Raw genomic sequence first — 13,474 nt, 5'->3', positions numbered from 1 at the left:
GCAGGCAAAAAAGGTCAATCAGACTCAACCCGCTCCATCATCCACTTCACAAAATCCCGCACCTTGGGCACTTCAGCCGAGTGCTCGGGGTAGGCCAGGTAATAGGCATCCTGGCTCGGCATCGCATGCTGCCAGGGGATCACCAGCTTGCCTTCGGCGAGCTCTTCTTCCACCAGAAACCTGGGCAGCAGCGCCACACCGCAGCCAACCTGTGCGGCGCGAATGCACATATAAAAGGTCTCGAAGCGCGGCCCATGGTAGCTGTGCTCGGTGTGATGACCCTGGGCGGCGAACCAGTCGTGCCAGCCTTGCGGGCGCGAGGCGTTTTGCAGCAACACCAGTTCGCTCAGTTGCGTGGGGTCGGTAAATGCTTGGGCGGGCAGGCTGTCGGGTGAGCACACGGGCACCAGTTCTTCGCTGAACAGCTTGAGGCTCTCGGTGCCGGGCCGTGAGCCCTGGCCAAAGTAGAAGGCCAGGTCGGCCTTGCCTTGCAGCAGCTCGTCGGGCTCCTGTTCGTTGCACAGGTCCAGGTGAATCTGCGGATGGCGCAGTCGCCAGCCCTTGAGGCGCGGCACCAGCCAGCGGGCGCCGAAGGTGTAGGGCGTGGACACCCGCAGCACTTCAGTCTCGCCGCCGTAGGAGCGCAGGTAATGGGTGGACATCTCCACCTGGGTGAGGATCTTGCGCACTTCCACCAGGTACAGATCGCCCGCCGGGGTCATCTGCAAGCGGCGGCGCACCCGGCGAAACAGCAGGTGCTGCAACAGTTCTTCCAGCTGCGCGACCTGTTTGCTGACAGCGCTCTGGGTGAGGTTCAGCTCTTCGGCGGCGCGGGTAAAACTCAGGTGGCGGGTGACCGCTTCGAAGCACTGCAGGGCGGTGATCGAGGGCAAATGTCTTTTATTCAGCACGGCACGCCTCTTTTTGTTCTTAGCATGAATAAACGGAATGATATCTCGCCTAATCGTCGTTTGTTGGCAAGTCTTGGGCCAGCTACAAATAAGGTCTGGATCGCCGCGACCGCTGGCGGCGCAAATTTCTGTTTGTGGATTGAAGGAGTGACCCATGGTTGCCGCATTGCTTGATCGTCTCGGGGTAAACCCGGCGCTGTACCAGTCGGGTAAACAACCCGTGCATTCGCCCATTGATGGCAGCCGGATTGCCAGTGTGCACTGGGAAGGCGCCGCCGAGGTGGAGCAGCAGGTCAGTCGCGCCGAGCATGCATTCGAGGCCTGGCGCAAGGTGCCGGCCCCGCGTCGTGGTGAGCTGGTGCGCCAGTTCGGCGACGTGTTGCGCGAGTACAAGGCCGACCTCGGCGAGCTGGTGTCGTGGGAAGCCGGCAAGATCACCCAGGAAGGTTTGGGTGAAGTGCAGGAAATGATCGACATCTGCGACTTCGCCGTCGGCCTGTCGCGCCAGTTGTACGGCTTGACCATCGCCTCCGAGCGTCCGGGCCACCACATGCGTGAAACCTGGCACCCGCTGGGCGTGGTTGGCGTGATCAGCGCCTTCAACTTCCCGGTCGCCGTATGGGCGTGGAACACCGCGCTGGCGCTGGTGTGCGGCAACGCAGTGATCTGGAAACCGTCGGAAAAAACCCCGCTTACCGCCCTGGCCTGCCAGGCACTGTTCGAGCGCGTACTGAAGAACTTCAGCGATGCGCCGCCGTACCTCAGCCAGGTGATCATCGGTGGCCGCGATGCCGGCGCCGCACTGGTGGATGACCCGCGTGTTGCGCTGATCAGCGCCACCGGCAGCACCCGCATGGGCCGCGAAGTAGCGCCGAAAGTCGCTGCACGTTTTGCCCGCAGCATTCTCGAACTGGGCGGCAACAACGCGATGATCCTCGGCCCAAGCGCCGACCTGGACATGGCCGTGCGCGCCATCCTGTTCAGCGCCGTCGGTACCGCCGGGCAGCGCTGCACCAGCCTGCGCCGCTTGATCGCCCATGAGTCGGTGAAGGAGGAAATCGTCACCCGCCTCAAGGCTGCGTATTCCAAAGTGCGCATCGGCCATCCGCTGGAAGGCAACCTGATCGGCCCGCTGATCGACAAGCACAGCTTCGAAAACATGCAGGATGCCCTGGAGCAAGCCTTGAGCGAAGGCGGCCGGGTGTTTGGCGGCAAGCGTCAGTTGGAAGACACGTTCCCCAACGCTTACTACGTGTCGCCGGCCATCGTGGAAATGCCGGAGCAGAGTGATGTGGTGTGCACCGAGACGTTCGCGCCGATTCTGTATGTGGTCGGCTATACCGATTTCGCTGAAGCGCTGCGCCTGAACAATGCGGTGCCACAAGGCCTGTCTTCGTGCATCTTTACCACTGACGTGCGCGAGGCCGAGCAGTTCATGTCGGCGGTAGGCAGTGACTGCGGGATCGCCAACGTCAACATCGGCCCGAGCGGCGCGGAGATTGGTGGCGCGTTTGGCGGTGAGAAAGAGACCGGTGGCGGGCGTGAGTCGGGCTCGGATGCATGGCGCGGGTACATGCGTCGCCAGACCAATACCGTGAACTACTCGCTGGAACTGCCGCTGGCCCAGGGCATTACCTTCGACTGATACCTCAAGTCGGAGTGAGGTCAATGTGGGAGCGGGCTTGCTCGCGAAAGCGGTGTGTCAGTCAACGAATGCTTATCTGATCCACCGCTTTCGCGAGCAAGCCCGCTCCCACATTTGACCGTATTTACAATTCGGAAAAGTGGTTTGTTAGGTCTCATCGGAGTCTGGCAATGGCATTACGCGAAGCATGCTTGTGGGAACAACTCACTCCTGGCCGGCCGGATCGTGCCGCGCTCAAGGGCGAGGTAAAAGTGGATGTGTGCGTGATCGGCGCCGGCATCACCGGTTTGTCGGCAGCCATACACTTGCTGGAACAAGGAAAAAGTGTCGCCGTACTCGAGGCCCATCGCACCGGCCACGGTGGTTCGGGGCGCAACGTAGGGCTGGTCAATGCAGGGATGTGGATTCCCCCGGACGAGATCGAAGCCGGTTTTGGTACCGCGGTGGGCAGCCAGCTCAACCGCATGCTCGGCGCGGCACCGTCCCTGGTGTTCAGCCTGATCGACAAATACAACATCGACTGCCAACTGCGTCGCGAGGGCACCTTGCACATGGCGCACAACGCCCGTGGCGAGGCGGATTTGCGCAGCCGTGAAGAACAATGGAAGCGTCGTGGCGCACCGGTGGAGCTGTTGACCGGCGCTGCATGCGAACAAGCCACCGGTACCAAAAAGATCGCCGCCGCCTTGCTCGACCGGCGGGCCGGCACCTTGAACCCGATGGCCTACACCAGTGGTTTGGCCAATGCCGCCGTCGGGCTCGGCGGACAGTTGTTCGATCACTCCCCAGTCACCCAACTGGAACGCCAGGGCCAGCACTGGTCAGTGCAGACTGCCCAAGGCTCGGTGCAGGCTGAACAGGTGGTGATCGCTTCGAACGCCTACACCGAAGGCGAGTGGACCGAACTGCGCCGCAACTTCTTCCCCGGTTATTACTATCAGGTGGCGTCGGCCCCTCTGACCGACGACGCCGCCCAACAAATCCTGCCCGGCGGCCAAGGCTCCTGGGACACTCGCCAGGTACTCAGCAGCATCCGCCGCGACGCCGAAGGCCGCCTGCTGCTCGGCAGCCTGGGCAACGGCAACCAGAAACCCGCGTGGTTCCTCAAGGCCTGGGCCGATCGGGTGCAACAGCACTACTTCCCGTACCTCAAACCGGTGCAGTGGGAGTGCACCTGGACCGGTTGCATCGCGTTCACCCCGGACCACTTGATGCGCCTGTTCGAGCCGGCGCCCGGGCTGGTGGCGGTCACCGGTTATAACGGGCGCGGGGTGACGACCGGCAGTGTCGTGGGCAAAGCCTTCGCGGATTATCTGTGTCACCAGGATCCACAGGCACTGCCGATCCCCTTTGCGCCGATGCAGCCGTTGGCCGGTGTGGGCCTGCGCAGCTGTTTGTACGAGGCGGGATTCTCGCTGTATCACGCGGGCCAATGCCTGCGGATCGTGATCTGATCAACGAAATACCCCTCAGAAGCCTGCATTTTCTTAGCCGGCTACTAATCTGTATTGGTGCGAGTCGTAGCAGTAACGCACTGTAAATGTGCACTTCCGTTACGCACGCTGTTACATGTTTAAGGGTGGCCGTTTAGTGGCCGGGTTGCAGTGCTTGATTGGTCGGGTTGCACTTTATAGGTCCAATGGTTGCACCTGGTTGAGATAGACGGTTGCACGTCCAATCAAAAGGCGCCCAAAAACCTGCAATAACAATGACACCGTGTCTTTTTGAATAATAAAAACGTAATGGCACGACGCTTGCTCTGGGCTTTCTCCGAAAGTTTTTGAAGTGAAGCTGCAGTGCCAATTCAACAAAAACCTCGGAGCACCACTCATGTCCCAGACGTTTTACAAGAAAGGTTTTCTAGCCCTCGCCGTTGCTGCGGCGCTGGGTGTTTCTGCGTTTGCTCAAGCTGATGTGAAGATTGGCGTAGCGGGGCCGATGACCGGCGCCAACGCGGCATTTGGTGAGCAGTACATGAAAGGTGCCCAGGCGGCAGCCGATGTCATCAACAAGGCCGGCGGCATCAACGGCGAGCAGATCAAGCTGGTGGCCGGCGATGACGCCTGCGAACCCAAGCAGGCCGTGGCCGTGGCCAACCGCTTGGTTGACCAGGACAAAGTGATTGGCGTGGTCGGGCACTTCTGCTCGTCGAACACTATCCCTGCCTCCGAGGTGTATGCCGATGCGGGCGTGATCATGATCACCCCGGGCTCAACCAACCCGCAGGTTACCGAGCGTGGCCTGTCGGCCGTGTTCCGCATGTGTGGTCGTGACGATCAGCAAGGCATCGTGGCCGGCGACTACATCGTCGACGTGCTCAAGGGCAAGAAAGTTGCCGTTATCAACGACAAGGACACCTACGGCAAAGGCCTGGCCGACGCCACTGCGGCGCAGTTGACCAAGCGCGGTGTGAAGCCGGTGCTGGAAGAAGGCCTGACCCGTGGCGAGAAAGATTTCAGCGCCCTGGTCACCAAGATCCGCTCCACCGGTGCTGACGTCGTGTACTTCGGCGGCCTGCACCCTGAAGCCGGCCCACTGGTTCGGCAGATTCGTGAAGCCGGCCTGAAAGACGTCAAGTTCATGTCCGACGACGGCGTGGTGACCGACGAACTGGTGGCCACCGCCGGTGGTGCACAGTATGTGGATGGCGTGTACATGACCTTCGGCGCCGACCCACGCCTGCTGCCAGACAGCAAGACCGTGGTGGAAGAGTTCCGCAAAAATGGCACCGAGCCTGAAGGCTACACCCTGTACGCCTACGCCTCGATCCAGGCCCTGGCCGCCGGTTTCAATGGCGCCAAGTCCGACAAGGGCGAAGACGCAGCCAAATGGCTGAAATCCCACCCGGTCAAAACCGTCATGGGCGAGAAGAACTGGGACGCCAAGGGCGACCTGAAAATCTCCGACTATGTGGTTTACCAGTGGGACAAGGACGGCAAGTATCACCAGCTGGAAAAGCAGAAGTAATAGTTAGCGCGATGGGTTAGACGCCACTTGACCCTGTGGGAACCGGGCTTTTGTGGGGGCTGGCTTGCCTGCGATAGCGTCACCTCGGGTTGACTGACATTCCGAGGTGTCGCTATCGCGGGCAAGCCCGGCGCCCATACACGCCAGCTCCCACACGGGGACTTGGTTGCCAGCCCCTTTTGTGTCTGTCTTTTCCTCCTAGAAGATCCGCACACCCACAGGTGTGCAGGCTCTCACTGCGTGAGATTGCGTTATGGATGGTATTTTCCTGCAGCAACTGGTCAATGGGCTGACCCTCGGGTCGGTCTATGGCTTGATCGCCATCGGCTACACAATGGTCTATGGCATCATTGGCATGATCAACTTCGCCCATGGCGAGGTTTATATGATTTCCGCTTACCTCGCGGCGATCAGTCTGGCACTGCTGGCTTACTTCGGCATCGAATCCTTCCCGCTGCTCATCCTTGGCACCCTGATCTTCACCGTCGTCGTCACCGGCGTCTACGGCTGGGTCATCGAGCGTGTCGCCTACAAACCGCTGCGCAACTCCACCCGACTGGCACCGCTGATCAGCGCCATCGGTATTTCGCTGATCCTGCAGAACTACGCGCAGATCGCCCAGGGCGCCAAGCAACAAGGCATCCCGACGCTGCTGGCCGGCGCCTGGAGAGTCGATATCGGCACCGGCTTCGTGCAATTGACCTACACCAAGGTGTTCATCCTGGTGGCCGCGTTCGTCGGCATGGGCCTGCTGACCTACATCATCAAGTACACCAAGCTCGGCCGCATGTGCCGCGCTACCCAGCAAGACCGCAAGATGGCGTCGATCCTCGGTATCAACACCGACCGGGTCATCTCCTACGTATTCGTGATTGGTGCCGCCATGGCCGCGCTGGCCGGTGTGCTGATCACCCTGAACTACGGCACGTTCGACTTCTATGCCGGCTTCATCATCGGCATCAAGGCATTTACCGCAGCGGTACTCGGCGGCATCGGCTCCCTGCCTGGGGCCATGCTGGGCGGGATCATCCTGGGTATTTCCGAGTCGCTGTTCTCGGGGTTGATCAACTCTGACTACAAAGACGTGTTCAGTTTCTCCCTGCTGGTGGTGATCCTGATTTTCCGTCCCCAGGGCCTGCTCGGTCGCCCACTCGTGGCGAAGGTATAACTATGTCTGCTGCCTACTCTATCGATATCAAGAAAAGTGTCGTCGATGCGGTACTCGCCGGGCTGATTTCGCTGATCGTGTTCGGTCCGATCGTCGGCGTGGTCCTCGACGGCTACAGCTTCAACCTGCAACCGGCGCGTGTCGGCATCCTGGTGGCCATCGTGATGGTCGGCCGGTTCGCCATGAGCCTGTTCCTGCAAACCCCAAGGGGCCTGCGGATTCTGCAAGGGTTTGAAAGCACCGGCTCCGGTGTGCATGTACTCAAGCCGGACTACAAGTCGCGCCTGCGCTGGATCATCCCGGCGTTGATCGTGATTGCTATCGTGTTCCCGTTCTTTGCCAACAAATACCTGCTGACCGTGGTGATCCTCGGGTTGATCTACGTGTTGCTGGGCCTTGGCCTGAACATCGTGGTCGGCCTGGCCGGGCTGCTCGACCTGGGTTACGTGGCGTTCTACGCCATCGGCGCCTATGGCCTGGCGCTGGGTTACCAGTACCTCGGCCTGGGCTTCTGGTCGGTGCTGCCGCTGGCGGCGATTTGTGCGGCGCTGGCGGGGTGCATACTCGGGTTTCCGGTGCTGCGAATGCACGGCGATTACCTGGCGATCGTGACCCTGGGCTTCGGTGAAATCATCCGCCTGGTGCTGAATAACTGGCTGTCGTTTACCGGTGGCCCGAACGGCATGCCGGTGCCGTCGCCAACGTTTTTCGGCCTGGAGTTCGTGCGCAAGGCGAAGGATGGCGGGGTGCCGTTCCACGAGTTCTTCGGCATCGACTACAACCCCAACATCAAATTCCTGTTCATCTACATCGTGCTGTTCCTGGTGGTGCTGCTGGTGCTGTACATCAAGCACCGCCTGACCCGCATGCCGGTGGGCCGCGCGTGGGAAGCCTTGCGCGAAGACGAAATCGCCTGCCGTTCCATGGGCCTCAACCACGTGCTGGTGAAGCTCTCGGCGTTCACCATCGGCGCGTCCACTGCCGGTCTGGCCGGGGTGTTTTTCGCCAGCTATCAGGGCTTCGTCAACCCGTCGTCGTTCACCTTCTTCGAGTCGGCGCTGATCCTCGCCATCGTGGTATTGGGCGGCATGGGCTCGACCGTCGGCGTGGTGATTGCCGCGTTCGTGCTGACGGTGGCGCCGGAGCTGCTGCGCAGCTTCTCCGAGTACCGCGTGCTGCTCTTCGGCGTGTTGATGGTGGTGATGATGATCTGGCGACCACGAGGCCTGATTCGTATCAGCCGTACCGGTGTTGTCCCGCGTAAAGGAGTGGCGCCATGAGCAAGGAAGTCGTTCTTTCCGTGGAACACCTGATGATGCACTTTGGTGGCATCAAGGCCTTGAGCGACGTAAGTCTCAAGGTCAAGCGCAACTCGATCTTCGCCCTGATCGGTCCCAACGGTGCCGGCAAGACCACCGTGTTCAACTGCCTGACCGGTTTCTACAAAGCCTCCGGCGGCAAGATCGAACTCAATGTGCGCGGCAAGCAGACCAACGTGATCCAACTGCTGGGCGAGCGCTTCAAGGCCACCGACTTTGTCTCGCCGAAAAGCTTCGTCAGCCGGGTGTTCTACAAGATGTTCGGCGGCACTCACCTGGTGAACCGGGCGGGTTTGGCGCGCACCTTCCAGAACATTCGCCTGTTCAAGGAAATGTCGGTGGTGGAGAACCTGCTGGTGGCCCAGCACATGTGGGTCAACCGCAACATGCTCGCGGGCATCCTCAATACCAAGGGCTACCGCAAGGCTGAAAGCGACGCCCTCGACCATGCGTTCTACTGGCTGGAAGTGGTGGACCTGGTGGACTGCGCCAACCGCCTGGCCGGCGAGCTGTCCTACGGCCAGCAGCGCCGCCTGGAAATCGCCCGTGCCATGTGCACCCGGCCGCAGATTATTTGCCTCGACGAACCGGCCGCCGGCCTCAACCCCCAGGAAACCGAAGCCCTCAGCGCGATGATTCGCCTGCTGCGGGACGAGCACGACCTGACGGTGGTGCTGATCGAACACGACATGGGCATGGTGATGAGTATTTCCGACCACATCGTGGTGCTGGACCACGGCAACGTGATTGCCGAGGGCGGGCCGGAAGCGATCCGCAATGATCCGAAGGTGATCGCGGCTTATCTGGGCGCTGACGAAGAGGAGCTGGTATGAGTGAGCCAATCCTCGAACTGAAAGACCTGGACGTGTTCTACGGCCCGATCCAGGCCCTGAAGAAAGTTTCGCTGCACATCAACGAAGGCGAAACCGTGAGCCTGATCGGCTCCAACGGCGCGGGTAAATCCACGCTGCTGATGTCGATCTTTGGCCAGCCACGGGCCGAGTCCGGGCAGATCATCTACCGCGGCGTCGACATTACCCACAAATCGTCCCACTACATCGCCTCCAATGGCATTGCGCAGTCGCCGGAAGGGCGGCGGGTGTTCCCCGACATGACCGTCGAGGAAAACCTGCTGATGGGCACCATCCCGATTGGCGACAAGTTCGCCACCGAAGACATGCAGCGCATGTTCGAGCTATTCCCGCGTCTCAAGGAGCGGCGCAACCAGCGGGCGATGACCATGTCCGGTGGTGAACAGCAGATGCTTGCCATCGCCCGCGCACTGATGAGCCGGCCCAAGCTGTTGCTGCTGGACGAGCCGAGCCTGGGGCTGGCGCCGATCGTGGTGAAGCAGATCTTTTCCACGCTGCGGGAGCTGGCGTCTACCGGCATGACCATCTTCCTGGTGGAGCAGAACGCCAACCATGCGTTGCGCTTGTCGGACCGGGCGTACGTGATGGTCAACGGCGAGATTCGCCTTACCGGCACCGGCAAGGAGCTGCTGGTGAATGAGGAGGTGCGTAACGCCTACCTCGGCGGGCATTAAGTCGTTCGCAGGTCCAATGTGGGAGCGGGCTTGTGTGGGAGCGGGCTTGCTCGCGAAGACGGTGGGTCAGTCACATTTGCATTGACTGATACGCCGCTTTCGCGAGCAAGCCCGCTCCCACACAAAGCCCGCTCCCACATTTTTTTGCGTCGCCTGCAGGCTTTCCTGAAATTGTGGACAACAAATCCGGGCACCTGCCAAAGCGCGACATATAGCCGCCGCAAATCCCTGTTTTGTCACAGTTTTGACTTGTCCCCAAGCACTGTGGAACCGGCTGTGGGTAACGTGGGAGTAGCTGGCTGGAGGCCTTTGTTTTCGTGGCTTTCAGCGTGGTGGTTGTTTATTGATCAGTGAGTTTTTCGTGACCACCCGAGGGGTTTGTCAACCTGTTTAAAGACACAGGTATATGACCGGAATATGTCACTCCGGCCTGTGGATAAGTCTGTGACTAAACTCTGGAAAGAGTGCCGCAGAGGCCGGAATGACTGGCCTGGAGCCATCGCCCTGGTTGCACCGTTTTGAACCGGGCTACATACGGGCTGCGCAAGGTCAAGCAAAAAACTTTTTGAATCGCGCTGAAAGCCTTGTGTAGCGCGGCTTTCAGCTTTTGTACTTGCCCCCAAAGACTGTGGACGGGGCTGTGGATAAGGTGCGCGCACATGGCTGCACGCCACGGCCTGTATGGCTTTCGGGCGATTGGTTGAATTTCGTACAGCATGAGCGGCATTCACCTGTGTCCACAGCGTGTATCAGTTGCCGCCAGCCCGGCAGCCGGGCATTCTGCTGGCTGATTTTTTACCTCGTAGCCCCGCAAGGAGAACACCATGTCCGATACGCTGTTTATTACTGGCGCGACCTCCGGTTTTGGCGAAGCCTGTGCCCGCCGTTTTGCCGAAGCCGGCTGGAAACTGGTGCTCACCGGCCGCCGCGCAGAGCGCTTGAACGCCCTGTGCGCCGAGCTTTCCAAGCAGACCGAAGTGCTCGGCCTGGTGGTGGACGTGCGTGACCGCAAGGCCATGGAAGAGGCGATCGCCAACCTGCCGCCGTCCTTTGCCACGCTGCGCGGGCTGATCAACAACGCCGGCCTGGCGGTGGGCACCGACCCTGCGCCGAAGTGCAGCCTCGACGATTGGGAAACCATGGTCGACACCAACATCAAGGGTCTGCTGACCACCACCAGCCTGCTGTTGCCGCGCCTGATCGCCCATGGCCGTGGCGCCGGCATCATCAACCTCGGTTCCATTGCCGGCAGCTACCCGTACCCGGGCAGCCACGTGTATGGCGGCACCAAGGCCTTCGTCAAACAGTTCTCGCTGAACCTGCGTTGCGACCTGCAGGGCACCGGCGTGCGCGTGACCAACATCGAGCCGGGCCTGTGTGAGAGTGAGTTCTCGCTGGTGCGCTTTGCCGGTGACCAGGCGCGTTATGACGCGACTTATGCCGGTGCCGAGCCGATCCAGCCGCAGGACATTGCGGATACGATCTTCTGGGTGCTTAACACCCCGGCACACGTGAACATCAACCGCCTGGAGCTGATGCCAGTGAGCCAGACCTGGGCCGGGTTTGCGATTGAGCGTGGCGCCAAGGCCTAAGCGTCGAGCTGTTGTGGCGAGGGAGCTTGCTCCCGCTGGGCTGCGAAGCGGCCCCAAAAAAGCCAGGGCCGCTCCGCGCCCCAGCGGGAGCAAGCTCCCTCGCCACAGGGTTTTGTCAGGCTTGAATATGCGGCAAATCGGCCAAAACAGGACATAAGGTACACTCCACCCCTGAAAACCCCGCCGCGCTGTGCGGTTCAAAGGTTTTGACAGGAGGATATGTGAGTAACCGAGGTGAGCAGTCGCTGCTCAAACAATCGACCATCCTGATGTTCGCCGTGGCGATCGCCGGGATTGTCACAGGGGTGGTGTCGGGCGCCCAATCGATTTTATTCGACGGCTTTTTCTCGCTGATCGCCACCGCCATCAAGGTGCTGATGCTGATCACGGCCAAGCTGATCGCCAAGAAAAGCAACGAACGTTTCCAGTTCGGCTACTGGCACCTGGAACCCATGGTGCTGCTGATCGAGGGCAGCTTTTTGCTGTTGATCGCCATCTACGCGTTTCTCAACGGCGTGTTCGGCATTATCAATGGCGGGCGCGATATCGAGTTGGGCCTGGTGATCATCTATGCGGCGGTGTTTACCGTCGTCGAGTTCGCCTATTTCTTCTACGTGCGTTACCGCAATCGCACGCTCAAGTCGTCGCTGATCCAGTTCGACAACATCAGTTGGTTGGTGGACGCGATGCTGTCGGTGGGGCTGCTGGTGAGCTTCCTGGCGGCGCTGTTGCTCAAGTCCCAGGGCTATGGGCAGTGGGCGGTGTATGTCGACCCGTTGATCCTGATCCTGCTGGCGTTGAGCATGCTGGCGCCGGCCTTCAAGATCCTGCGCCCGGCGCTACGCGACGTGTTGGGGATTGTGCCGGACCAACTGGACGGAAAAGTGCGCGAAGTGATGGATGCGGCCCAGGCCAGGCATGGTTTCGATGATTACGTGTCCTATGTGCAGAAGCACGGGCGGGCGCGGTTTATCGAGATTCATGTGGTGCTGCCGGCGGATTACCCGGTGGATAACGTCGCCACCCTGGACGGGCTGCGCGAAGAAATATCCACAGGGTTGGGCAAGCCCGACGCGGCCCGCTGGCTGACGATCAGTTTTACCGGGGACCGCAAATGGATTGCGTAAGGCCCAGGTAGCACGTCGCCAAGTGGTAAGGCGTGGTCGACGGCATGTCCCGCCGGCTCACGTGCCCATTGGCATCCAGGCACTCATTCCAGCCTTTGTCGTGCAGGAAGCGTTGTTGCAGCGCCAGCAATTGGCGTTGCAGCACGGCTTCGCTGTCAGGCCGCAAGGTCAGCGCCCGCAGGTATTCGGCCTGGGCCCAGATGCGTTGGGTGCCGTCGCGCACGCTGCCGTCCAGGGCGAGCATGCCGCTGACCGCACCAGTCAGGTTATCCACACCCTTTTGCTCGGCATAGGTGAACGCTTTGTTCAGCGATGTGTGCAGCGGTGTGCCGCGCAACAGGTCCGAAGATTCCAGCAGGAAGAACCATTCGAACTGATGCCCCGGTTCAAACCAGTTATCCACAGCGCCCAGCGGTTTTTCCATCATCACCCCGTGTTGGCGGTCGATGAAGCGCTTCTGCATGGCGTTGGCCAGGTCCAGCAACGCGTCTTGGGTGACGGCGTCCTCCCGCACGGCCAGCGTGGCGAGGAAACCTTCGGCAAGGTGCATCAGCGGGTTTTGCAGAGGGCCAGACTTCAGGGATGACCAGTTACGTTCCAGCACCGCTTCGTACAGGCCGTCGCCGGTGGCGAAGCGTTCGGCGACCACTTCCAGGGCGGCGTCGAGTACCGATTCCACCAGCGATTCACGTACCTTGGCCCAATAGTGGGCGCAGGCGAAGATGATGAAGGCGTGGGTGTAGAGGTCCTTGCGCTTATCCAGCGGCTTGCCGTGGGCGTCGATGCTGTAGAACCAGCCGCCGTGCTCGGCGTCGTGGAAGTGCCGTTGCAGGGAACGGAACAACGCGGCGGCGCGCTCCTCGGCAAAGGCTGCGCCGGGTTCACCGATCAGGCTGGCAAACAGGTACAACTGCCGTGCGCAGGCCATGGCGCGATAGCGTTGCGGGGGCAAAGGCCGATGATCGGCGTCCAGGGCCTCATAGGGCAGCGCCAGGTCGGCATTCCAGCCCGGGCCTTGCCAGAGCGGCACGATCAGGTCGTGGAAGTGCGTCAACACGGCGGTCAATTGAGGCTTGAGGGCGGAGCTTGGAGCGATGGGCATCGGCTGGCGTCGTCACGGCAGGGGTGTTTGCGCGACATGGTATCAGGCTTGGGATCGGTGTTGTCTTTACTGCCGCCTTCGCGAGCAAGCCCGCTCC

11 protein-coding genes are annotated in these 13,474 nt (G+C 60.9%); 9 read left to right on the top strand and 2 right to left on the bottom strand.

From position 1 onward, the window contains the following. Positions 1–14: 14 nt before the first annotated feature. On the bottom strand, positions 15–911 hold the full coding sequence (locus tag HX815_RS17730; RefSeq protein WP_177028643.1) for a LysR family transcriptional regulator: 897 nt from the start codon (positions 909–911) through the stop codon (positions 15–17). Between the two features lie 154 nt (positions 912–1,065). On the opposite strand from HX815_RS17730, the gene HX815_RS17725 reads away from it, so the two are divergent. The 9 genes from HX815_RS17725 (at position 1,066) to HX815_RS17685 (ending at position 12,275) form a co-directional block, all read left to right on the top strand. Then, a complete protein-coding gene (locus HX815_RS17725) occupies positions 1,066–2,556 on the top strand; it encodes an aldehyde dehydrogenase family protein (protein ID WP_003217452.1) in 1,491 nt (496 codons plus the stop codon). A gap of 170 nt (positions 2,557–2,726) precedes the next feature. Then, complete coding sequence (locus HX815_RS17720; protein ID WP_087692468.1) at positions 2,727–4,010, top strand: FAD-binding oxidoreductase; 1,284 nt, start codon at positions 2,727–2,729, stop codon at positions 4,008–4,010. A 376-nt stretch (positions 4,011–4,386) separates the two neighbouring features. Beyond that, on the top strand, positions 4,387–5,523 hold the full coding sequence (locus HX815_RS17715; protein WP_003217449.1) for a branched-chain amino acid ABC transporter substrate-binding protein: 1,137 nt from the start codon (positions 4,387–4,389) through the stop codon (positions 5,521–5,523). Positions 5,524–5,776: 253 nt separating this feature from the next. Beyond that, the gene (locus tag HX815_RS17710) at positions 5,777–6,691 is read left to right on the top strand and encodes a branched-chain amino acid ABC transporter permease (RefSeq protein WP_003217447.1); all 915 of its coding nucleotides are present in this window, start codon (positions 5,777–5,779) and stop codon (positions 6,689–6,691) included. Positions 6,692–6,693: 2 nt separating this feature from the next. Continuing rightward, positions 6,694–7,971: a high-affinity branched-chain amino acid ABC transporter permease LivM gene (gene livM / locus HX815_RS17705; protein ID WP_003217445.1), complete on the top strand. Its 1,278-nt coding sequence runs from the start codon at positions 6,694–6,696 to the stop codon at positions 7,969–7,971. After that, positions 7,968–8,843 (top strand): ABC transporter ATP-binding protein, encoded by an 876-nt coding sequence (locus tag HX815_RS17700; protein ID WP_003217442.1) that lies wholly within the window; start codon positions 7,968–7,970, stop codon positions 8,841–8,843. The genes livM and HX815_RS17700 overlap by 4 nt, the downstream gene beginning before the upstream one ends. After that, a complete protein-coding gene (locus tag HX815_RS17695) occupies positions 8,840–9,556 on the top strand; it encodes an ABC transporter ATP-binding protein (RefSeq protein ID WP_003217439.1) in 717 nt (238 codons plus the stop codon). Before HX815_RS17700 ends, HX815_RS17695 begins: the two co-directional genes overlap by 4 nt. An 824-nt stretch (positions 9,557–10,380) precedes the next feature. Next, positions 10,381–11,148, top strand: coding sequence for an SDR family oxidoreductase (locus tag HX815_RS17690; RefSeq protein ID WP_008439080.1), 768 nt, complete (start codon positions 10,381–10,383; stop codon positions 11,146–11,148). A 221-nt stretch (positions 11,149–11,369) separates the two neighbouring features. Further along, on the top strand, positions 11,370–12,275 hold the full coding sequence (locus HX815_RS17685; protein ID WP_003217435.1) for a cation diffusion facilitator family transporter: 906 nt from the start codon (positions 11,370–11,372) through the stop codon (positions 12,273–12,275). On the opposite strand, the gene HX815_RS17680 is transcribed toward HX815_RS17685, so the two are convergent. Then, a complete protein-coding gene (locus tag HX815_RS17680) occupies positions 12,247–13,377 on the bottom strand; it encodes an AGE family epimerase/isomerase (RefSeq protein WP_177028642.1) in 1,131 nt (376 codons plus the stop codon). The two genes, HX815_RS17685 and HX815_RS17680, sit on opposite strands and share 29 nt — an antisense overlap. Positions 13,378–13,474: the final 97 nt, after the last annotated feature.

It is taken from the genome of Pseudomonas sp. E6002 (genome assembly GCF_013385565.1).
GTDB lineage: Bacteria > Pseudomonadota > Gammaproteobacteria > Pseudomonadales > Pseudomonadaceae > Aquipseudomonas.
This window is presented reverse-complemented; position numbering and strand designations above follow the sequence as displayed.